This window comes from Winogradskya humida (assembly GCF_016862215.1).
In the GTDB taxonomy this organism is placed as follows: domain Bacteria; phylum Actinomycetota; class Actinomycetes; order Mycobacteriales; family Micromonosporaceae; genus Actinoplanes; species Actinoplanes humidus.
Genome location: NZ_BOMN01000118.1, coordinates 1 through 21,415 on the forward strand (window position 1 = coordinate 1; position 21,415 = coordinate 21,415).

The window sequence follows — 21,415 nt, forward strand, 5'->3', positions numbered from 1 at the left end:
CTAGTACGGCAGCCGCCGTTAGAGATCATGGCTGAAGTTCGAGGTTGAGACGGCGGGCGTAGTGAGCTCGTTTCGCCCGTGCTTGGTGTCGGCGTCGCCATGTTGACCAGCGCAGACTGTAGGCGATGCTGTGGGTCGGCCGGATCAGGAGGACGTTGATCAGGCGGCGGATCTCGTTGACGGTCAACTCGATCATGTCGTCTTGACCGTGGTGCTCTGGGGTGCGGCTGGTAGCGGTGCAGAGCGCGAGGATGGCGAGGGCGGCCAGGGCCAACGTGGTGAACCGATGCCACGAGGTCCAGCGGCGGACCTGATGCTGGTCAAGGCCGACTTGGCCCTTGCCGGCTTGGAACGACTCTTCGACGGTCCAGCGGATACCGGCGACACGCACGAGCTGAGCGAGGGTGACCGGGCCAGGTGTCCAGCATCGGTAGAAGGCCAGCTCACCGGTCGAATTGTTGCGGCGGATCAGCAGGCTGTGCCGCCCGTCGTCGTCGGGGTCACCGTCAGCGCCGACGTCGGCCAGCCAGGCCCAGTCGTAGAACCGTGGTCCTTTCGACCCGTCACCGGCACTGCGCCGGGTCCACCCGGTGGCGGGCAGATCGGTGGCCAACTGGTCGGCGCGGCAGCGGGTCTTGCCGGCGCCGATCGGCACGAGATGATCGCGGGAGACTGCCAGGACGTAACCCAGACGCAGGGCGCGGAGCCGGGCCCGCAGGCCGGTGTTGTTGCCGTAGGCCTCGTCCGCCGCGACCCACCTGGCCGGGACCAGGGCGTTCACCGCAGCGGTGATCATGTGATCGGCTAACTCGGAGCGGGTCGCGAACGTAATGTCGTCGGGGACACCAGCCTGCTGACACCGTTGGCGGTCGCCGGTCCAGGACTTCGGCAGGTAAACCCTGCGGTCGATCAGGGTGTGGCCGTGCCGGCTGGCATAGGCCAGGAACACGCCGACCTGGGCGTTCTCGATTCGTCCGGCGGTGCCGGTGTATTGACGCTGGACGCCGACGGTGTGCGTGCCCTTCTTCAGGTCGCCGGTCTCGTCAACAACCAGGACCCCGTCGGGGTCTCCTAGACGGTCCGCCACGACCTGCCGCACATCGTCACGCACCGCGTCGGCATCCCACTTCGCCCGATACAGCAACCTCTGCATCGCATCCGGCCGGCCATGTCCGGCTTGCTCTGCGAGCTGCCAGCACGTCTTGATTTCCAGGTCGGTGAGCAGGCCGGTGACGAACTGGACGGCCGTCCGGCGGGGCTCGACCCGGCCGAACCGGCCCGCGAACGCGTCAGTGACCAGGTCAATCATTGCCCGCCACCGGGCAGGTTCTAAGCTATGACCTTCGGCCACCGCAAGGTCTGATGTTGTGTCCACAACGCACAGACGATCATGCGGTGGCCGTCCTTGTTCCCGCGGGATCCGAGGTCACCTCACAAACGGCGGCTGCCGTACTAGAGCTGCCCGCTCGTTCCTTGAGCGACGGTGAGTGATGCGCAAATGTCGCCTGGCCCTTGAACTCCGCACCTCATTTGCCACGCTCCACGGCTTGCAGGCTGGCTGCGGTTAGGGGTGCCGCTTTTGCCCGTCTGAGCTCCACCTCAGAGTGACTCGGCGGCTCTTGGGGTGCGGTTCGGGCTCATCGTTGAGCTATCCGATTGAGGAGGGCGTGGCGATGAGCGGTGGGGTGTTCAAACGGTGTGGATATTGATCGTCGGAGGACGGGCGGTTGTTGAGTTCGGCTTGTTCGCAGTTGGCTGAGCGGGTTACGGGAGCTGGTATTTCGGCTGCGCGGTGCCGGTCCTGCCCGGCCGGCGGGAGCGGCTGCGCCGCGGCGGCTACCCGACTCGGCATGAGGCGATCGCGGCCCGTGATGCGTTGCTGAGTGGCGGTGAAGCGACCACTGCCGAGGGTTGGACTATGCAACGCTGGTTGCGCTATTTGCTGACCACGCGGACGAAGATTCGGCCGACCACGCTGCGCTCGTACGAGAGTCATGTCGAGAACCATCTGATTCCGCATCTTGGCCGGTCCGGCTCAGTGAGCTGACCGGCCGTCACATCACTGACATGATCACCGCTACCGGTGCGACCACGAACCGGTACGACCGCCCGCCAAACCCATCGACGTTGCACCGCATCCGGGCGACTCTGCGCTCGGCGCTCAACGCCGCCATCCGTGAAGGGCTGCTGCGCGACAACCCAGCCCGCTATGTCGAGCTGCCCTCCCCGCGACATCCGCACGCCCTAGTGTGGACGCCGCAGCGGGTCGATGCTTGGAAGAAGACCGGAGAGCGGCCGTCGGTCGCGGTGTGGACGGTCGAGCAGGCCGCAACCTTCCTGTCCTTCGTGACGAAGGATTGTCTCGCGGTGATGTGGTGGTTGATCGCACTACGCGGCCTGCGCCGCGGTGAGGCCGCCGGGCTGCGCTTGGGCCGACGTCAATCTGGATGCCGGGGTGGCGATGATCGAGCAGCAGCGCATCGCCAACGGCCACCTGGTTACCGCCGGGCCTCCGAAGATCGCGGCCAGCCGCCGGCTGATCGCCCTCGACCGGCACACCGTACGACTGCTGCGTGACCACCGGAGTGGGCAGCGCGCCGAGCAACGCGCAGCTGGGTCAAGCTGGCAGGACTCCGGATACGTGTTCTGTTCGTCGCCGCGGACGGGGGCGCCGCTGCACCCGGACTTCTTGACCCGCCGGTTCCACCATCTGGTTGGTGAGTCGGGGCTGCCGCCGGTGCGGTTGCATGATCTGCGCCATGGGGCGGCCAGCCTCGCTCACTGCGCGGGCGTCGACCTCAAGACCGTGCAGACGCAGCTCGGACACAGCAGCATCGTGCTGACCGCTGACACCTGCACCAGCGTCCTGACCGATCTACTCGCCTACGCAGCCGAAGCCACCGCCCGGCTCGTACGCACCGCTGCGGCCCGTAACCCCGGCCACCGGCACCACCAAAACAGCACCTCGACGAAATCCGCTGAGCCGTCCAAGATCAACCTCGCAGAGCGACTCGCGGCCAGGTAATCCGGTAGCCAGAAGGGGTCGAAGCGACACGGCCCACATGGGTCCCACCGGCGCCCCACAAAGACTCAGGGCGTATAGCTCGAAAGCTATACGCCCTGGTGATGCTTGGTGCGCCGCGTAGGACTTGAACCTACAACCCGCGGATTAAGAGTCCGCTGCTCTGCCAGTTGAGCTAGCGGCGCTCGTTGGCAACGGAGAAACATTAACACGGTCATCGCGGGGCTCAAAAACGGGCCTCGGGTCGATCGGTGCGAGCAACCCGACGGTCGGTTGACCCCGTCTCTTGCATCGGTAGGGCAGGATGGCCGCGCGGAACGTGAGATCGGGGCAGATGATGGTCAGCATGAGGCGCTCGCTACTTGCGGTCGTGGCTTTGGTGGTGGTGGCGCCCATGGCGCTGGCAGCGTGTGGGGACGATGCCAAGAAGCCGGGGGCCGTGGGTGGGGCGGGTAGTTCGTCCGCTCCTGCCCCGGGTTCGTCGGCGGTGCCCGAATCGGGTGTTGTGGCGGCGGACGGGCCGTTGAAGCTGAGTGTGACGCCGGCTGCGGGCAAGAAGGGCGTACCCCTCAGCACTGAGATCGGGGTCGACGTCTCCGGGGGCAAAGTGACGACCGTCGCCCTCAAGGACGCCAAGGGCAAGGCCGTTGCGGGAGAGCTGCGCGAGGACGGCTCGTCCTGGGTGCCGGCGAAGGCACTCACGGCAAGCAAGACGTACGAGGCGAGCGTCACCGCCGTGGACAGCGCGGGGGTCTCCAAGACGGAGACGACCACGTTCACCACGATGGCGAAACCGGCCAAGAAGACCGGAACCGGGCTCTACCTCTTCGACGACCACACGTACGGCGTGGCGATGCCGATCGTGGTCGAGTTCAACCCCGGTATCAAGAAGAAGGACCGGGCCGCCGTACAGAAGCGCCTCTTCGTGAAGAGTGAGCCGGCGCAGCCCGGTGCCTGGTCGTGGACCTCGACCGGCACTCAGGTCTACTACCGTCCGCCGAAGTTCTGGGAACCGGGCACCAAGCTCACCGTGCGCGCCGCAGTAGGCGGCCTGCCGACCGGGGGCGGCCGCTACGGCGACCAGGACCGGGGCGCGAGTGCCAAGATCGGCCGCAGCCTGGTGATGAAGGTCGACAACAAGACCAAGAAGATGACGGTCGTCGAGAGCGGCAAAACGGTGCGTACGCTGGCCGTCAGCCTCGGCGCCCCGAAGCACCCCTCGTCGAGTGGCACCATGGTCGTCATGGAGAAGATGGCGGCAACGGTCTTCGACACCATGGACGAGGCTCCGCCCGGCGAGGGCTACGTCACAGACATCGAGTACGCCCAGCGTCTGACCTGGTCCGGGCAGTACATCCACTCGGCCCCGTGGTCGGTGGGTGCCCAGGGCCGCCGGAATGTGTCACACGGCTGTGTCAACGTGTCCCCGTCGAACGCCAAATGGCTCTTCGACAAGACGCTGATCGGCGACCCGGTCACGGTCAAGGGGACGGGCGACAAGCTGGCCTACGGCAACGGCTGGACGCCCTGGGATCTGAGCTGGAAAGAGTTCGTGAAGGGCAGTGCCATCGCTGTGCCGGCGGAGCTGGCGAACCAGGATGGCCAGTCCTGATTGTTGAAGCGTAAAGTCCCGACGGCGGTGTGGCACGAATTCGGGATGGGGGGTCCGGCATCCATGACGGATGATTGGCGCCGGACCGAGGTGCGGTGAGAGGGATCATGAAGCTTCGTGGATTTACCGGCAAAGCCGGGGGACGGCAGTGGCGAACTGCCGCGGCTGCGCTGGTGGCCGCGACCGTGCTGCTGAGCGCGGGCTGCAGCAGTGACGACAAGTCGGCGACGCCGGCATGGCAGGGCGGCAGCGCGGGCGCCTCCGGGGAGCCTTCGCCGCAGCCGACGCTGAGCACCGTGGCGGTCACCTCACCGGCGGCCGACTCGACCGGCGTGAAGGCGATCACGGAGATCAAGTACGACTCCGAGGACCCGCAGAACACCGCGGTCACGGTCGCTGACGCCGACGGCAAGGAAGTTCAGGGCACGCTCGACAAGGACGACAAGGTCTTCAAGCCGGCGGGTGCGCTCGGCTGGGGCAAGACCTACACGGTGACGGTCACCGGCACCGCGTCCGGTGACAAGGGCGGCACCGCCACCAGCAAGTTCACGGTGATGAAGAAGCCGTCGCAGCTGGTCCGGGTGACGAGCTTCCTCGGTGACGGCCAGAAGGTCGGCGTGGGCATGCCGGTCATCATCAAGTTCGGCCGCACCGTGCCCAAGAGCTACCGCGCGGAGGTCGAGCGTCGCATGACGGTCACCGCCCAGCCGGCCCAGGAAGGCTCCTGGTACTGGATCAGCGGCACCGAGATGCACTACCGCCCCAAGGTCTACTGGAAGGCCAACTCCAAGGTCTCCTACAAGATCGCGCTGGGCGGCGTCGAGATGGACAAGGGCTGGTACGGCCGCTCCGACCTCACCGTCGACTTCAACGTTGGCCGCTCCTTCATCATGACCGCGGACAGCAAGAACAAGCAGATGACCGTCACCCAGGACGGCCAGGTCATCAAGAAGCTACCGATCAGCCTCGGCAAGGCCAGCACCCCCTCGTCGAGCGGCACCGCGGTCATCATCGAGAAGAAGGAACACACCGTCTTCGACACGATGGACGAGCTTCCCGACGGCGAGGGCTACCGCACCAAGATCGACTACGCCCAGCGCTACACCTGGGGCGGCGAATTCGTCCACGCGGCCTCCTGGTCCGAAGGCGTCCAAGGCAAGCAGAACGTCTCCCATGGCTGCGTGAACGTCTCCGAGGCCATGGGCAAATGGCTCTTCGACCGCACCCTCATGGGCGACGTCGTCACGGTCAAGGGCACCGGCCGCAAGCTCCAGTGGCAGAACGGCTGGACCGACTGGAGCATCAGCTGGGACGAATACAAGAAGGGCAGCGCCCTCTGAGCGCAACACCCTGAAGCACCCCGCACCACGAGACATCCCCGGGCCGGTCGTTCCCACGACCGGCCCGGCCCCATTCCCGGCCTTGACCGTGTGGCGGCTGGCGTCCCCCTCCACCACGCACGGGCGCCATGGCGAAACAGGTCCTGGTCAGGGTGCGCGGACCGTACCCTCAGGCAGTGGTTCGATCATTGAGCGCCGGGGCCCTGGCCGCGCTCCTGGGGCTGCTCGGGGCGTGCACCGCCGACACCGCGAGGACAACCGCCCCAGCCCCCGCGCCGTCGCCGAGCATCTCCCCGGCCGTCGATGATCCACCCGGCTCCCTCGCCTGTGCCAAGGTGATCGCCGCGGTCCGCGACGCGACAGTCATGATGCCCGGCGTGACCGACTCGATCCTGCAGGCCACCGGCACCGCCGACGCACCCGTGGCCGATGCCGCCCAACGTCTCGCGGAAGCCTTCACCGCGGCCGTTCAGGCACAGGGTGCCGAGGACGAACCCGACAAGATCGCCGCAGTCAGTGCCGCCGCAGCCGAAATGGTCGAGATCTGCCGCGACTCCGGCCTCGAGTCGGCCGGCTGAACCCACTCACGGCCGAGCGGCGGGTGTGGACAGGGGCAGATACCGTCGCGGCGGTGGGTACGGACCTTGACGATGATGTTGCGCGGACGTGTGCGGAGTATCTGGCGCTGGCGGATTCCTATGAACCCGGTCTGGTCCGGGGGCTCTATCTGCAGGGTTCCCTGGCTCTGGGCGACTATCACCCCGGCACGAGCGACATGGATTTCGTCGCGGTCGTCTCCCGGCCACCGCAACTGCGGGCGCTGGAAGCCATTCATGCAAGCCTTCGGCGTACGCGCGGAGCCACGTTCTTCGACGGCCTCTATGTGAACGAAGGGGACCTGGCGAAGGACCCGGACGGACTCCCGGACGGCCCGGCGGTGCACGAGTGGCGCGTCGACCCGGCATCCCGCTTCGAGCGCAACCTCGTCACCTGGCACGTGCTGCGTCAGGGCGGGATAGCCGTGCGGGGATCCGCCGATCCCGACATCCACACCGACTGGCCCGCCCTCGCCGAGCAGACCCGTGCGAACCTGGCCGGCTACTGGACCGGCTGGCGGGCCAGGACGGCGCTCGGACTGGCCGGCGTGGGGGAGTGGAACACCTGTTGGAGTGTGCTCGGTGTGGCCCGGCTGCGGCACACTCTGGCGGCCGGCCGGGTGACCTCGAAGTCGGAAGCCGCCGGCTTTGCCCTGGAGACATATGAGGAACGCTGGCATCGCGTCATCCGTGAGGCGTTGCGCATCCGGCGCGGCGAGGGGCGGTCGCTCTATCGCAACCCGGTGCGCAGGCATGCCGACGTGGTGGGTTTCATGACCCACGTGCTGCGGTCGGAAGAGGCAGCGGGAACCGCAGCGGAATAGTGATCGGCTTCGTTTACGTACTACGCGAGTGCGACACGGAAATGCACGATGCATCGAAGGGTCGGAAATGGATGTAGAGGAACAACGCATTCTCGAGGTGGCGGACCGGCTCTTCTACGCCCGTGGCTTCCACGCTGTTGCGATGGCCGAGATCAGGACCGCCGCGGCCGTTTCGCTCAAGCGGCTCTACCAGCTCTTTCCGGCGAAGAATGAGCTGCTCCTGGCCGTTCTCGACCATCATGACGCCGAGTGGCGGGCCCGGCTCAGCGCCTACGTCGAGGCCGGTGACGGCGGGCCGCTCGCGATCTTCGACTGGCTCGAGCTCCGGGTGGGCGAGCGCGGCTTCCGGGGCTGTTTCAGGCTCAATGTGTACGCGGAACTGGGCGCCCGCTCGCCCCGCGTCGCCGAGCGCGTCCGAGATCACAAGGCGTACTTCCGCGCGTACCTGGAAGGTCTGACCTCGGACGGTGACCTGGCCGATCACCTGATGCTGCTCTTCGAAGGCGCAACGGTGACCGCGGCAGCGACCGGCACCACCGCCCCGGCCCGTCAGGCCCGTGAGGCAGCGGCGCAAGCCCTGGCCGAAAAGCAGCGAGTGGCCTACTTGGGCTGAATGAGCCAGTTCCAGGCGCGCCGCAGCCCGTCGCCGAGCGAGGAATCGGTGCTGTCCGCACTCGGTGAGGGGAGTTCGCCGGCCGTCTGCGAGATGATCACGCCGTGCTCGAAGATGCCGTCGATCACGGACGCGGCGGCGTAGCGGTGGCCTTCGGAGGTCTTGACGACCACGCCGTGGAAGATGTCTTCCTGGTCGTCCGAGAGCACGTGTTCGACCGTGCCCACCCGCTCGCCGGCCCGGTCGTAGACCGCGGTGCCGTCGTTGAGAACGAGGAATGACTGCGGCGCCCCGAGGTCCTCGGGCGCGGTATCGGTGTCCGCCATACGGTCGACGTACCCCGGAAACGGGCTTGTTACTCGCCCGGGGGCAGGATCGCGACCTCGCGGTAGAAGCGGTCGATCGTGCGGACCGTCGACTCGAACTCGTCGAGGCCGAACGGCTTGGTGACGTAGGCGTTGGCGCGGTGCTGGTAGCTGGCCGCGATGTCCGGGGCCGCACCCGACGTAGTCAGTATCACGACCGGGATCGTCTTGAGCTTCTCGTCGGTCTTGATCGCGGCGAGCGTCTCGCGGCCGTCCATGCGGGGCATGTTGAGGTCGAGCAGGATCAGGTCGGGGCGGTGCGCGTTCTCGAACGGCGTGTTGCGGCGCAGATAGTCGAGGGCTTCGCGGCCGTCGGCGACCCGGTTGACCGTTGTCAGGCGTTCTGTGCCCTCGAGCGCCTCCGAGATCATGAAGGCGTCGGCGTCATCATCGTCGACGACGAGGATCTCGAGACTTCGCACCAGTGCCCCCTTGATTGCAGTGGCGCAAGCATAGGTGTGGCAGGGTCCGACCACCACACACGGGCGGTATGAATTCCGTCAAGAGGAGATGTGTCTCATAGTGGTTTTCTGCAACCTGCAGGAAACAGCAGCTCACAACGTATCGATCAAGCGTGATTGAATCCCCACGCAAAGTAGTTGGGGCGAGGACGCCACGGATTGACGCTCGTCAACCGTCATCGATTCGTGACCACGAATGACGTTTCGGCGGAAGGCGCCCACAACCCGGGCCCGGCGCGAAAAGGACGACGGTCCCGCTTCTGGCGGAGGCTGGCCATCCGGCTGATGGTGATCGTCGCCTTCTACTGCGCTACGGGCGCTGCCGCGGCCGAGGCATACGTCGAATCGGTCCCGCTCCCCGACGCGCCGATCGAGCCGCAGGCGTCGACGCTGTACTTCCGGGACGGCAGCACGATCCTCGCCCGGGTCGGCACCGTCGACCACAGCGACGTGCCGCTCTCCGTCGTCCCGAAACCGGTCCGCGACGCGATCCTCGCCGCCGAGGACCGCAGTTTCTACGACCACGGCGGGTTCTCGGTGCGGGGTCTGGCCCGCGCGCTGGTCGCCGATGTCAGCGGTGGTCAGCAGGGCGCATCGACGATCACCCAGCAGTACGCCCGTAACGCCTTCCTGACCCAGGACGTCTCGGTCGGGCGTAAGGCCAAGGAGCTGGCGCTCTCCGTCCAGCTCGAGCGCAAGTACACGAAAGATCAGATCTTCGAGCGCTACCTGAACACCATCTACTACGGGCGCGGCGCGCAGGGCATCGCCGCGGCCGCGCACGCGTACTTCGGCATCACGCCGGACCAGCTGACCGCCGCCCAGGGCGCGGTGCTCGCCTCGGTCATCAAGGACCCGTGGGGGTTCGACCCGGCGAACGACGCTCATGCCGCGCAGGTGCGCTGGAAATGGGTGGTCAAGTCGGAGCAGACGCTCGGCTGGCTCAAGGACGATCTGGTCTACCCGAAGGTCGACGCGGCCAACGCGAAGAACCCCGGCGCCGACGGCATCATCATCGACCGGGTGGAGCGCGAGCTGGCCGCGCATGGTGTCACGTCGCAGATGCTGCACACCCGGGGCCTCAAGGTGATCACGACCCTGGACGCCACCGCTCAGCGCGCCGCGGTCAAGCAGGTGAAGAAGAAACTCGACGCTCAGCCGGATGACCTGCGCGCCGCGTTGGTCGCTCTTGATCCCGGGACCGGAGGGGTACGCGCATACTACGGCGGCGCGGAGCGGGGCTACTTCGACGACGCGTCCGCCTCGCACCCGGCCGCGTCCACGTTCAAGCCGATCGTGCTCGCCGCGGCGCTGGAGAAGAACATCGGCGTGAACTCACGCTGGGACGGCAGCTCGCCGCGCATCTTCCCGGGCAGGCTAGGCGTACCGCTGAAGAACCACCTCGACCTGCAGTGCCCCAGCTGCACGCTGAAAGCGGCGATGGTCGACTCGCTGAACACGCCGTTCTATGCGGTCACCGAGCAGATCGGCACCGACGCGGTCCGGGACATGGCGTGGGCGCTGGGCATCTCGAAGAAGTACGGGACCGCGCCGACCCTGGTCGATGTCAAGGGCGACCCCAAACCCGGCAAGACCAGAGCGGACATCGCGATCGGACGGTACGCCGTGACGCCCGGCGACCTCGCCACCGTCTACGCGACGTTCGCCTCGGGCGGCGTACGCCATGACCGCTTCTTCGTGCAGACGGCCACCGCCGCCGGTGGTGAGCGGCTCTACACCGCCGTCCCGAAGTCGACGCCCGTGCTCGACAAGGCCGCCGCGTCCGACATCTCGTCCGTGCTCAGTGCGGTGGTGACGAGCGACAAGGTGGTCCCGGGACGGCCCGCCGCCGGTAAGACGGGCACCCAGCAGTGGGGCAACACCAAGGACAACCAGGACGCGTGGATGGCCGGATACACCCCGGAGCTGGCGTCCGTGGTGTGGATCGGCAAGGCCAAGCCCGGCCCGATCCGCGAGAAGTCCGGCAAGGCGATCGAGGGCGAGACCGTCCCGGCGAAGCTGTGGAGCGACTTCACCCGCGACGCCCTCACCGGCTCCCCGGTCCAGGCACTGCCGAAGGCGACCCACATCGGCCGCACGGACGTCGGCGACGCCGGCAAGACGAAGACCGGCACCAAGGGCGGCGAGAGCAGCGACCAGAGCCGGCAGAACCAGGACGGCAAGCTCGGTTTCGGTACGCCCGTCGTGCGCACCGCCGGCACCGGCAAGCGCCTGGCGCTGACCTTCGACGACGGCCCGTCCTCCTACACCCCGGAGATTCTCGACCTGCTCGCGAAGAACGGCGTGAGGGCAACGTTCTGCATGGTCGGCGAGGAGGTCGAGCGTTACCCGGAGCTGGTGCGCAGGGTGATCGCCGAGGGTCACACGCTGTGCAACCACTCGTGGAAGCACGACGACCTGGGCCAGATGTCCGCTGCTGATGCCCGCGCCGACATCGAGCGCACCGACGCGGCCATCTCGGTGGCGGCCCCGGGCGCGACGGTCCCGTTCTTCCGGGCGCCGTACGGCTCGTGGGGCACGTCGAACAAGGAAGGCGCGAAGCTGGGCCACACCCCGCTGGGCTGGGTCGTCGACCCGGACGACTGGCTGCTGCCCGGCGCGGACGTGATCGCCGACCGGATCGAGACCCAGCTGACGCCGCGCGCGGTGGTGCTGGTGCACGACGGCGGTGGTGAGCGCGAGCAGACCATCGAGGCGCTGACGAAGCTCATCCCGAAGCTGAAGGCCGACGGCTGGACGTTCGACCTGCCCGAGAAGACGGTCGCATCGCACCCGCTGCCGCAGCAGAGCACCAAGCCCGAGTCGCCCTCGCCGAGCGAGAGTTCGAGTGCCCCGCCGCAGTCCGGGGACGACGACCCGAGCGGCGACGACCCGAGCAGCGACGACCCGGGCGACGGCGACAGCCCGAGTGACGGTGAGTCGCCTGACGAGGGGGACGGGACGCCCGGTGATGACGCGCCCGACAATGGGAATGACACGCCCGGCACCGGCGGCCCGACGACGGCGACAACAACCGGGGCTCCGGCGGATCCGGGCCGGTAGGGCTCAACGGCCCAGGGTGTCCAGCAGGCGCAGGACGCCCGGGCCGAGGATGACGACGAAGATGACCGGGAACAGGCAGAACAGCACCGGGAAGAGCAGCTTGATCGGCACCTTCTGGGCCTGTTCCTCGGCCCGCTGACGACGTTTGGTCCGCTGGTCGCGGGCGTGTTCACGCAGCACGCCCGCGATCGGCACACCCAGCTCGCCGGCCTGGATCACCGAGGTCACGAACGACTTCAGCTCGCGCACCGTCGTGCGTGCGGACAATGAGCGCAAGGCCTCCGTACGCGAGATGCCGATCTTCATCTCCTGCAGCACCCGGTGCACCTCGGCGGGCATCGGGCCGGCCAGGTTGGCCGAGACCTGAGCCATCGCGGCGTCCAGGCCGAGCCCCGCCTCCACCCCGATGACGAGCGCGTCGAGCACGTCCGGCAGCGACTGGGCCAGCTCGCGCTGCCGTTTGGTGCCCAGGTCGTTGACGATGATGTCGGGCAGGAACAGCCCGAGGATCGCGGCGGCCGGCCCGGCGAGCACCGCGCCACGGGCTCCGGCGAGGGCCGCGCCACCGAGCGCACCCGCCAGCCCCATCCCGATCAGCAACTGACCCCGGCGGCGGACCACCGTGTCGATCAGCCGGTCCTCGGGATTACCCGCGTAGTCGAGCAGCCGCTCCAAGCGCCCCCGCGCGGCAGCAGGCGTGACCATCCGCCCGAGCCGGTCGAACGCGCCGACGGTCGCCGCCCGCAGCTGCTGATCCAGCGTCGGCCCGCGATCGTCCCGCAGCTTGCCCCGCCCGGCACCGAACATGCTCAGCGTGCGCATCATCCGCTCGCCACGCGTCGGCGGCAGCGCCACCGCCAGCAGAAACAGCCCGACGGACGCGGCCCCGGTCAGAATCGCCACGACCTCGATGATCAGCAGCCCCATGCTGTCCCCATCAGACTTCGACCCGGACGACGCGGCGGAGCCAGAGGCCGCCGACAACGAGGAGCCCGGCGGCGACGGCGAGCATCACGATGCCGCGGGGGTCGGTGTAGAGCGGGCGGATGTACTCCCGGCGGAACAGGAGCATCCAGGCGCCCATGATGAGCGGCATCGCGAAGAGAATGCCCGCGGACAGCCGCCCCTCGGCCGACAGCGCGCGCACGCTGCGCCGCAGGTAGTCACGTTCGCGCATGGTGTCCGCGGTGGTCTGCAGCACCTCGGAGAGGCTCCCGCCGACTTCCCGCTGCAGCCGGATCGCCATGACCAGCCATTTCATGTCGTGGTTTCCGGTGCGCCGGCCGACCCCGTCGAGCGCGTCCTCCAGTTCGGCCCCGAGCCGGGTCTCGGACAGCGCCCGCCGCAGTTCCCCTGCGACCGGCCCGTCGCTGTCGCGGACCGCGTTGGAGATGCCGTGCTGCAGCGTGAAACCCGACCGGAGCGAGCTGACGATCATCTGCAGGGTCTCGGGCAGCTCCTCGGCGAAGCGGGCCTTACGCCGTTCGACCCGTCCCTGCAGCAGCGCGTTCGGGATCAGGAAACCGGCGATCAACCCGGCCGGGATGCCCAGGAACCACGGCAGGATCAGGCCGAGCACCAGCGCCAAGGCCAGCGCCGCACCGGCTTGGATCACCAGCCACTCGCCGGGCCGGATCGGCACCGCGGCCGCTTCGAGCAGCGCATGGTTGTCGAGCCGGACGAGCCGCCCGATCCGTTCGCCGGTCCGGGTGATCCCGGCGCGGATCGCCGCGACCATGAGCCCCTTCGTCACCGGTGTCCGCACGGCGAAGCGCCGCAGGGACTCCAGGCGCCGCTGGAAGAACGTCTTGCCGAAGAGGGCCTCGAGGATCAGGTAAGCGACGAGGAACACCGCTGCGGCCATCGCCACGGCGGCGAGGACCAGCCACATCATCGGCGTCCCTTGGCGGGTGCGGCGGTGAACAGCGCCGGCGGCATCGTCACGCCGTACACCGCGAGGTCGTCGGCGAACCGCGGGCGCAGACCGGTCGGTTCCAAGGTCCCCTTGAAACGCCCGGCGCTGTCCATGCCCGCCTTGAAGTCGAACAGGAACAGGTCCTGAAGGCTGACCACGTCGGCTTCCATGCCGACCACCTCGGAGATGTGGGTGACCCGGCGGCTGCCGTCCTTGAGCCGGCTGACCTGCAGGATGACGTCGACGGCCGCGGCGATCTGGTCGCGGATCGCGCGGATCGGCAGGTCCATGCCGCCCATCAGCACCATCGTCTCCATCCGGGCGATGGCGTCGCGCGGCGCGTTGGCGTGCAGCGTGGTCAGCGAGCCGTCGTGGCCGGTGTTCATCGCCTGCAGCATGTCGAGTGCGGCGGCGTCGCGGACCTCGCCGACGACGATCCGGTCGGGGCGCATGCGCAGGGCGTTGCGGACCAGGTCGCGGGTGCTGATCGTGCCGGCGCCCTCGGAGTTCTTCGGGCGCGACTCCAGGCGTACGACATGGTCCTGCCGCAGTTGCAGTTCCGCCGCGTCCTCGATGGTGACGATCCGCTCGTCATGCGGCACGTACGAGGAGAGCACGTTGAGCATCGTGGTCTTGCCGGAGCCCGTACCCCCGCTGACCACGATGTTGCGGCGCCCGCGCACACAGTTCTCCAGGAACGTGGCGGTCTTCGCGCTGAGCGTGCCGAAGCGGATCAGGTCGTCGACGGTCAGCGGCGACACGGAGAACTTGCGGATCGTCAGCGAGGAGCCGTCCAGCGAGACCGGTGGCACCACGGCGTTGACCCGGCTGCCGTCGGGCAGTCGCGCGTCGACCATCGGGCTGGCCTCGTCGACGCGGCGCCCGACCCGCGAGCAGATCCGGTCGATGATGCGCCGCAGGTGCGCCTCGTCGTCGAACTCGACGTCGGCGCGTTCGAGCCGGCCGAAGCGTTCCACGTAGATGAGGTCGTAGCCGTTCACCATGACCTCGCTGACCGTCGGGTCGCGCAGCAGCGACTCGATCGGCCCGTGCCCGAGCACGTCGTCGGTGACGTCCTGGATGATGCGGGCCTTGTCGGCACCGGCGAGCGGGGTCTGCTCGCGCGCGATCAGCTCGGTCAGCGTCTGCTTGACCCGGGCGTCGAGGTCGCCGGCCGGGCCGTCGGACGACGAGTAGAGGGTCGGCCCGAGCTCGTCGGCGAGCTGCCGCTGGATCCGCAGCCGTACCTCGGTGACGGCATCCCCGACCTGTACGCCTGCGGCGCGGTAACGCTGTTCCGTCGCCGAGACCGGACCCTCGTCGACCGGCTCGGCGGTGACCGGCCCGGCAGACGGGGAGAGTGCGGCGATGCGCGCGGAGAGACTCATCGGCGTTTCCCGAAGGCGAAGATGCGCCGCCGCGACTCCTGCGCGCTGGTAACCCCGGAACAGCGGTCGGCGAGTTTGCGCAGGGCCAGGCTCACCGGGTGGGTCGGGTCCTGCAGCACGATCGGCAGGCCCCGGTTGACCGACACGGGCACGTCCCGCGACGACGGCACGTGCACGGACAGGTGGGCGCCGACCGCCTCCTCGACGTCCTCGGTGGTCAGCCCGACCTCGGTGTTGGCGCGGTTGAAGACCACGAGCCGCCGGTCGCGCGGGTACTGCAGCAGGTCGAACATCTCGATCGTGAGCCGCACACTCTTGAGCGTCGGCAGGTCGGGCGTCACGATCGGCACGAACCAGTCGGTCAGGTCCAGCGCCGAGAGCACCTGATCGGTGACCGCGGGCGGGGTGTCGAGGACGATGAAGTCGTACATTCCGCGGGCCACCTCGAGGATCTCGGTGACCAGTTCGCGGCCGACGTGTTCGCCCTCGGCCGGGCTCGACGGCGCGAGCAGCGCGTCCCAGCCGGGCCGGTAGGGCGTGATGACCGAGCGCAGCCCGGCCTCGTCGACCTTGCCGCCCATCGAGATCGCGTCGGAGATGCTCCGGTTCGGCGGCAGCTGCAGCATGATCGCGACATCGCCGAACTGCAGGGCGAGATCGACGAGCAGCACCCGGCGGCTGCCGTCGGCGGAGAGCGCGGCGGCCAGGTTCGTGGCGACGACGCTCTTGCCGCAGCCGCCCTTGCCCGCGAAGACGGTGATGATCTTCGCGCTCTGGTCCTGGTCGCTCGCGCTGCGCAGGCTGGTGCTCAGCGCCTTCGACAGATCGATCGACCGGGCCGCCGCGAGCCGGATCCCCTCAGCGTCCAGTTCCTCGAGCACCTCGCGGATCCCGGCGCGCATCGCCCGCCCGAGCACGTCTGGCTCCAGCGTCCGGCGCAACAGCAGAACCCCGATCAAAGGCCTCTGCACTCTCTGGTACGCCGTGAAGGTCAGCACCTCCTCCAGGTCCACGGTCGCGCCGACCATCACCAGCAGCGTCTCGGGATTGCGCGGCAGATGCGTCTCCAGCTCCGCCAGCTCGCCCACGATCGCGAAGCCGTACTCGCGGTAGACGGCCCCGACCGAGTTGCGCCGCTCGGCATCCGGCTCGACATAGACGTAGTACGTCACGAGTTTCTCCTCGGCCCGGTCACGAGTTCTCCTTCGGCCAGAGTGAGCCGTAGTCGACGGCGGCCGACGGCGTGACCTCGGTGCCCTCGCCGAGCAGCCCGAGATACAGCTCGGCGGTCTGTGCGGCGTGCACGAGCCGGGTCGCGTCGGCCTGGTTGACCGCGAGCGTGGCCGGATACGACTGGGCTGCCCGGCTGCTCGCCGCCCGCGACGTGGACGTCGGCGCCGGCGTGACATCGCTCGGCTGGCCGCTCGTGATGCTGATGACCGTCGCGGCCGGCAGCAGCACCCGGGTCTTCTGCGAGTCGGGCGAGCCACCCTTCGGATACGTCACGAACACGGTGACCCGATCGCCCTCGGCGACCTTCTCGGCGACCCCGGGCGCCATGCTGACCTCGACGCTGACCCCGAGCTGCCCGTCCGGTACGCCCACGGTGGCCGCCGATGTCGTGCCGGCGACGCCGAAGAGCCCGCGCATGAGCAACTGCTGCGGCGCGAGATCGGCGCTCAGCTCCAACCGGTCCAGGTCGGCGCCGAGCGCGTTGAGCGTCCCCTCGGGAACCGTCTCGGCGGGCATCACGACCGTGCGGACGAGCTTTTGCTTGCGGATCTCGGCGCCGGTCGTACCTGCCTTGATCTTCTTGGTGGCGAGCAGCACGGAGATCGCCTGCCGCCCGTCCACGGCCCGCTGGTCGACGCCGCGGGCGTACAGGGTCATGGCGACCCCGCTGATCCCGGCGAGGACCAGCGCGGCCAGTGCGATCAGAACCCGGCGTCGCATGATTCCCCCGTCATCCGGTGCGTCCGATAGCCGTTACGCCGTAGTCGGCGGCTCCCTCGACGGAGAACCTCGGCTGCGAGCGCGGTGCGAGCATCTGGGTGAAGTAGCCGGCCACGCACGGCGTGCCCGGGTCGGTGCAGAGCGCGCCGTCCGGCTGCCCGGCGTAGCCGGTGACGACGTACGCCGCGTAGCCGGTGACGTGGATCTGGTCGGCGGCGCGGCTGTCGTACACCGGCACGAGCATCGGCAGGTGTTCGTCGCGCGCCTCGGCCAGCGCATCCGGGCAGCCGGTCGCGGTGGCGGTGAGGTCGACCGGCGGCGTCGGCGTGACGTAACAGGTGCCGGCGCTGTCGAGCCACGTGAAGCCGCAACCCGTACCCGTCCCGGGGTCTTCCGGAAGAGCGGTGGAAGCGTCCGCGGGTGGGTCGGGCAGGTGGCGTGGCATCGCGCCGATGGTCTGCTGGGTGTCGTCCGGGATATCGGGTACGCCGTAGAACTCCGCCGGGATGCACGCGGCGGAGATGCCGAGCGGCCGCAGCTGCATCGACTCGGCGGCGCCCCACGAGACCCGGGAACACGCGCCGACCTTCGCGCCCTTGGACCCGCCGGAGAACGCCCCGGCCAGCGGCGCCGGCATGACGAGGTCGTCGCCGTCCCGGTAGTAGCTGCGCACCTCGGCGTACGGCCCGAACGTCAACCGCAGCGACGGGCACTCCACGCCTGTGTTCCAGTCCGCGCAGTTGATGCCCTCGATGCACACCTGCGCCGCGACGGCCGCGCTCAGGTTGTTGTTCGGCTGCGGGCCGTAGACCTGCGCGGCGACGAGCTGATCCACGGCGGGTTGCTGCGCTTCGTTCGTACACGAGGCCGGGTCTTCGATGCAGGACTGGGCAACCGCCCAGGCCGCGGCATCCGCGCCGGACTGCAGCTGCTCGCGCTTGGCGTAGAGGTTGCCCACGTCGAGGACGAGAGCGGTGGCCCCGATCAGCACGCCGCCGGTGAGCAGCACCGCGACGATGACCGCGATCGCGCCGTCATCGCCGGTTTTCGACAGCTTCAGCCGACGCATGGCATCACGCCGGTCGCATGCAGCTCGAAGCTCGTGACGTCGCGCCCGCCGAAGCTCGCCATGAGGCTGCCGAGGCCGGTGGGGGAGTCGTAGAAGAGCGTGAGGTCGACCGTCGCGGTGTCGTCGGTGCCGTCGAGGGCGCACGCGGACACGGACATGTCGACCTGGGTGTTGTCGGCGCTGACGCCGAGGATGCGGTTCACGGTCTGCGCGACGGCCGCCTGGTCGCCGTTCAGCGCGGCGACGCGGGCGCCCTCGTGCGCGGCCTCGGTGAGGTTCAGCTGACGGTTCCAGCCGATCCCGAACTCGATGATGCCGAGAACTATCAGGAGCAGCAGGGGCAGGACGATTGCCATCTCGACAGCGGCCGCTCCGCGATCGTCACGCAGCGGCCGCCGTACGGAGAAGCCGGGACCTAGCTGCCGCTGTCCGAGCCGCCGCCGAGCTGGTTGGCCACGTCGTCGAACATCGCGTCGATGTTGCCGCCCAGCAGCGTCACGCTGGAGATGATGATGACCGCGATGAGACCGACGAGCAGTGCGTACTCGACCGCGGTCGCACCCTCGTCGTCGTCGGAGGGCCAGCGACGCGCCATCTCGCGCAGCAGGGTGATCAGCATCGTGGTTCTCCTTCTGGGGTGCCGCGACTACTTGCGCCGGCATGGTCAGCCTGTCGCAATGTGTATCGGTCCCCGCGGGAATCACTAAAGGGTTTGAAGCGGTCATGGCAGCTCTTCAAACCACCCTGCTACCTGAGCCGGAGTCAGATCGAATCCGGTGGCGTGCGGGCCGGCCCAGTTCACGCCGACGAGCAGGTCGTCACGCCGCAGGCCGGGAAGCCAGCTGTCCAGCCAGTCCGACACGGGTATCTCGACGACCTCGAAGCCCTGATAGGCCTCGACGGTGCCGACGATGCGCTTGGCGCGTGACTGCTTCGACCAGAACGGGAGAGCGCCACCGGGGGCGGGGTAACCGTGGGAGTCCCGGATCGACCAGACCCGGCCTTCCTGGGGCACCTCGCGGCGGAACGCCGCCTTGTGGGCTGCACTGAGCGACATGGCCGTCCCCTCCTGATCCGACGCTGCCCCTATCGTCGCTTGTCGGAGGGTTCTTGGTGATTTGAAACCCTAAATCAGGCCAGCAGCGCCAGGCCCTTCACCAGCTTGTCGATCCGGTTCCGCGGCCCGACCAGACTGACCGCGTGGTACGCGAGGGCGTCGCTGTCCGTTTCGCCGAGCTGTCGCAGGTATTCGTCGTAGACCCGGGTGCTCTGCCCGTTCGCCGGCATGTCGGCGACGAAGACGCCCAGCGACTCGACCGCCCGGGCCCGCAACCCGGCGAGCTTGTCGGCCCCGGCGCCGAGCACCGTGCACCCCGCCCAGGGCAGGCCGGGGTGCACCGAACCGGTGGCGTCCTTGGCGTCCGGCCCGAGCAGCCCGGTGACCGAGGCGGTCGTAGCGGCGGCGACACAGACTGCCGCGTTGACGGCCCGCCCGGCCGGCATGCTCTCGTCCACCACGACCACCCACTTGAGCCGCGCGGAGCGGGTGGGCTCGTCGGTACGGATCTCCTCGGGTTCAAAACCCACCTGATTAACAGCGCTCATAGGTCAAAACGGTAGGCACTTCGACGGGTACGCAGCAAGTGAACCGTACTTAATTCGGCTAGCCTGCCAAGATGGCTGACCTGGACGAACTTGATACGGCGATCCTGCGGGAATTGCAGGTGGACGCACGGCGCACCAACCGCGACATCGCCGCCGCGGTGGGCGTCTCACCGACCACCGCGCTGGATCGCACCCGGGCGCTGCGCGAGCGCGGAGTCATCCGGGGTGCCAGTCTCACGCTCGACCTCGCGGCGATCGGGCGGCCGGTGCAGGCGTTGATCGCGGTCCGGATCAGGCCCCCGTCGCGCCGCAACATCGAGGCGTTCCGCAACTGGGTGACCGCGCTGCCCGACACGCTCGGCGTCTTCGTCACGACCGGCTCGGAGGACTTCCTCATCCACGTCGCGGTGCCGGACAACGACAGCTTGTACGCGTTTGTCATCGACCGCCTCACCGAGCACGCCCATGTAGCCGATGTGCGAACGTCCGTCGTCTACGAGCACCTGCGCAACGACAGCATCACGCCCGCCTAGCTATTCTTCCGAAAATGGAGATCAGGGAAGCGACCCCGCAGGACTGGCCGGCCATCTACCCGTTCTGGTCGCAGATCGTGGAGGCGCGGGAGTCGTACGTCTACCCGCTCGGCGCGAGCAGCGACGAGGCCCGCGCGATCTGGATGCAGGCGCCGCCCGCGCACGTCGTGGTGGCCGTCGACGGCGAAAGCATCCTCGGCTCGGCGACGATGGGCCCGAACAAGGCGGGCCCGGGATCGCACATCGCGACGGGCAGTTTCATGGTCAGCCCGGAGGCTCAGGGTCGAGGGATGGGCCGGGCGCTGGGCGAGTACCTGATCGGTTGGTCGCGGCGCTCGGGGTATCGGGGCATCCAGTTCAACGCGGTCGTGGAGACGAACGCTCCGGCCGTACACCTCTGGAAGTCTCTGGGTTTCGAGGTCATCGGCACGGTGCCGGAAGCCTTCGATTCGGCCTCGCACGGTCTCGTAGGACTGCATGTTATGTACCAAAAACTGTAAGTCTGCCCCTGGAGTCCGATATCCGCCCTAGCCTCGGCATGATCAACCGAAGCTTTGGGAGGTAGTTCGCATGAGCAAGACTCGGCGCGTCGCGGCGATGATGACAGCGGCGCTGGCGGCCGTGGGGCTGGCGACGACGGTGGCGGTAACGCCGGCCGCCGCGGCGGTCAAGGGCCCGCACCTGATCACGAACTGGACCCGGCCCGTCGCCCCGGACGAGGGCACGTGGGTCGACCTCTACTGGAAGACCGGCAAGCCGGTGTGCGACGCCGAGGTGACGATCGACGGCAAGAACGTCTCCATCACCTACCCGTCGAACACCGAGACGTACACGTCGTTCTCCAAGAGCGCGAACCTCAAGGCCGGAAAGGTGGACCGGACGGCGTTCTACGTCATCGCCTACTACGACGCGACGACGGTCGTGAAGCTCAAGGCGACGATCGTCTACAACACCTGCGGCGACGACGCGGTCGAGAAGACCAAGAAGTTCGACGTGAAGCTGCCGGTCATGGCGGACACCGCGCTCTGACGGCGGTGGACCTGCGTGCGGCCGACG

23 protein-coding genes and 1 tRNA gene are annotated in these 21,415 nt (G+C 68.4%); 10 read left to right on the forward strand and 14 right to left on the reverse strand.

Going from position 1 to position 21,415, the window contains the following annotated elements:
- Positions 1-25: 25 nt before the first annotated feature.
- A complete protein-coding gene (locus tag Ahu01nite_RS41410) occupies positions 26-1,309 on the reverse strand; it encodes an IS701 family transposase (protein ID WP_203842240.1) in 1,284 nt (427 codons plus the stop codon).
- A 1,152-nt stretch (positions 1,310-2,461) separates the two neighbouring features.
- Between Ahu01nite_RS41410 and Ahu01nite_RS41420 the strand changes: the two genes are divergently transcribed.
- Complete coding sequence (locus Ahu01nite_RS41420) at positions 2,462-3,025, forward strand: tyrosine-type recombinase/integrase (RefSeq protein WP_239159564.1); 564 nt, start codon at positions 2,462-2,464, stop codon at positions 3,023-3,025.
- 106 nt (positions 3,026-3,131) lie between these two features.
- On the opposite strand, the gene Ahu01nite_RS41425 is transcribed toward Ahu01nite_RS41420, so the two are convergent.
- Positions 3,132-3,207 (reverse strand) — tRNA-Lys (locus tag Ahu01nite_RS41425).
- A 152-nt stretch (positions 3,208-3,359) separates the two neighbouring features.
- Between Ahu01nite_RS41425 and Ahu01nite_RS41430 the strand changes: the two genes are divergently transcribed.
- The 5 genes from Ahu01nite_RS41430 to Ahu01nite_RS41450 all read left to right on the forward strand — a co-directional run bounded on the left by Ahu01nite_RS41430 (position 3,360) and on the right by Ahu01nite_RS41450 (position 8,007).
- On the forward strand, positions 3,360-4,634 hold the full coding sequence (locus tag Ahu01nite_RS41430; protein WP_203842327.1) for a L,D-transpeptidase: 1,275 nt from the start codon (positions 3,360-3,362) through the stop codon (positions 4,632-4,634).
- A 107-nt stretch (positions 4,635-4,741) separates the two neighbouring features.
- Positions 4,742-5,974 (forward strand): L,D-transpeptidase, encoded by a 1,233-nt coding sequence (locus tag Ahu01nite_RS41435; RefSeq protein ID WP_203842243.1) that lies wholly within the window; start codon positions 4,742-4,744, stop codon positions 5,972-5,974.
- Between the two features lie 176 nt (positions 5,975-6,150).
- A complete protein-coding gene (locus Ahu01nite_RS41440) occupies positions 6,151-6,552 on the forward strand; it encodes a hypothetical protein (RefSeq protein ID WP_239159552.1) in 402 nt (133 codons plus the stop codon).
- Positions 6,553-6,605: 53 nt separating this feature from the next.
- A complete protein-coding gene (locus tag Ahu01nite_RS41445) occupies positions 6,606-7,394 on the forward strand; it encodes an aminoglycoside adenylyltransferase domain-containing protein (RefSeq protein WP_203842244.1) in 789 nt (262 codons plus the stop codon).
- Between the two features lie 67 nt (positions 7,395-7,461).
- A complete protein-coding gene (locus tag Ahu01nite_RS41450) occupies positions 7,462-8,007 on the forward strand; it encodes a TetR/AcrR family transcriptional regulator (protein ID WP_203842245.1) in 546 nt (181 codons plus the stop codon).
- Here Ahu01nite_RS41450 and Ahu01nite_RS41455 read toward each other — a convergent pair.
- Together Ahu01nite_RS41455 and Ahu01nite_RS41460 are read right to left on the reverse strand one after the other, a co-directional pair.
- On the reverse strand, positions 7,995-8,333 hold the full coding sequence (locus Ahu01nite_RS41455; RefSeq protein ID WP_203842246.1) for a PRC-barrel domain-containing protein: 339 nt from the start codon (positions 8,331-8,333) through the stop codon (positions 7,995-7,997). The genes Ahu01nite_RS41450 and Ahu01nite_RS41455 overlap by 13 nt on opposite strands.
- A gap of 29 nt (positions 8,334-8,362) precedes the next feature.
- Positions 8,363-8,794 (reverse strand): response regulator, encoded by a 432-nt coding sequence (locus Ahu01nite_RS41460; protein WP_203842247.1) that lies wholly within the window; start codon positions 8,792-8,794, stop codon positions 8,363-8,365.
- A gap of 225 nt (positions 8,795-9,019) precedes the next feature.
- Between Ahu01nite_RS41460 and Ahu01nite_RS41465 the strand changes: the two genes are divergently transcribed.
- Entirely contained in the window at positions 9,020-11,896 is a 2,877-nt protein-coding gene (locus tag Ahu01nite_RS41465) for a transglycosylase domain-containing protein (RefSeq protein ID WP_239159553.1), read from the forward strand.
- A 3-nt stretch (positions 11,897-11,899) separates the two neighbouring features.
- Here Ahu01nite_RS41465 and Ahu01nite_RS41470 read toward each other — a convergent pair whose 3' ends face one another.
- The 10 genes from Ahu01nite_RS41470 to Ahu01nite_RS41515 form a co-directional block, all read right to left on the reverse strand.
- Positions 11,900-12,823, reverse strand: a complete 924-nt coding sequence (locus tag Ahu01nite_RS41470) for a type II secretion system F family protein (RefSeq protein ID WP_203842248.1) — start codon at positions 12,821-12,823, stop codon at positions 11,900-11,902.
- Between the two features lie 10 nt (positions 12,824-12,833).
- Positions 12,834-13,790, reverse strand: coding sequence for a type II secretion system F family protein (locus Ahu01nite_RS41475; protein ID WP_203842249.1), 957 nt, complete (start codon positions 13,788-13,790; stop codon positions 12,834-12,836).
- Positions 13,787-15,199, reverse strand: coding sequence for a TadA family conjugal transfer-associated ATPase (locus tag Ahu01nite_RS41480; RefSeq protein ID WP_203842250.1), 1,413 nt, complete (start codon positions 15,197-15,199; stop codon positions 13,787-13,789). Before Ahu01nite_RS41480 ends, Ahu01nite_RS41475 begins: the two co-directional genes overlap by 4 nt.
- Complete coding sequence (locus Ahu01nite_RS41485) at positions 15,196-16,371, reverse strand: CpaE/TadZ family protein (protein WP_203842251.1); 1,176 nt, start codon at positions 16,369-16,371, stop codon at positions 15,196-15,198. The genes Ahu01nite_RS41480 and Ahu01nite_RS41485 overlap by 4 nt, the downstream gene beginning before the upstream one ends.
- 19 nt (positions 16,372-16,390) lie before the next feature.
- Entirely contained in the window at positions 16,391-17,152 is a 762-nt protein-coding gene (gene cpaB, locus Ahu01nite_RS41490) for a Flp pilus assembly protein CpaB (protein ID WP_203842252.1), read from the reverse strand.
- A 10-nt stretch (positions 17,153-17,162) separates the two neighbouring features.
- Complete coding sequence (locus Ahu01nite_RS41495; protein ID WP_203842253.1) at positions 17,163-18,221, reverse strand: pilus assembly protein TadG-related protein; 1,059 nt, start codon at positions 18,219-18,221, stop codon at positions 17,163-17,165.
- A complete protein-coding gene (locus tag Ahu01nite_RS41500; protein WP_275411822.1) occupies positions 18,209-18,610 on the reverse strand; it encodes a TadE/TadG family type IV pilus assembly protein in 402 nt (133 codons plus the stop codon). Before Ahu01nite_RS41500 ends, Ahu01nite_RS41495 begins: the two co-directional genes overlap by 13 nt.
- A 26-nt stretch (positions 18,611-18,636) precedes the next feature.
- Positions 18,637-18,840, reverse strand: coding sequence for a Flp family type IVb pilin (locus Ahu01nite_RS41505; protein WP_203842255.1), 204 nt, complete (start codon positions 18,838-18,840; stop codon positions 18,637-18,639).
- Positions 18,841-18,942: 102 nt separating this feature from the next.
- Positions 18,943-19,278: a DUF2750 domain-containing protein gene (locus Ahu01nite_RS41510; protein WP_203842256.1), complete on the reverse strand. Its 336-nt coding sequence runs from the start codon at positions 19,276-19,278 to the stop codon at positions 18,943-18,945.
- A 74-nt stretch (positions 19,279-19,352) separates the two neighbouring features.
- Positions 19,353-19,826: a DUF2000 domain-containing protein gene (locus Ahu01nite_RS41515; RefSeq protein ID WP_203842257.1), complete on the reverse strand. Its 474-nt coding sequence runs from the start codon at positions 19,824-19,826 to the stop codon at positions 19,353-19,355.
- Positions 19,827-19,897: 71 nt separating this feature from the next.
- Here Ahu01nite_RS41515 and Ahu01nite_RS41520 point away from each other — a divergent pair, with 71 nt between their 5' ends.
- From Ahu01nite_RS41520 to Ahu01nite_RS41530, 3 genes are all read left to right on the forward strand, one after another.
- The gene (locus Ahu01nite_RS41520) at positions 19,898-20,359 is read left to right on the forward strand and encodes an Lrp/AsnC family transcriptional regulator (RefSeq protein WP_239159554.1); all 462 of its coding nucleotides are present in this window, start codon (positions 19,898-19,900) and stop codon (positions 20,357-20,359) included.
- 14 nt (positions 20,360-20,373) lie between these two features.
- Positions 20,374-20,859, forward strand: coding sequence for a GNAT family N-acetyltransferase (locus tag Ahu01nite_RS41525; RefSeq protein ID WP_203842258.1), 486 nt, complete (start codon positions 20,374-20,376; stop codon positions 20,857-20,859).
- A 70-nt stretch (positions 20,860-20,929) separates the two neighbouring features.
- Entirely contained in the window at positions 20,930-21,388 is a 459-nt protein-coding gene (locus Ahu01nite_RS41530; RefSeq protein WP_203842259.1) for a hypothetical protein, read from the forward strand.
- Positions 21,389-21,415 lie beyond the last annotated feature (27 nt).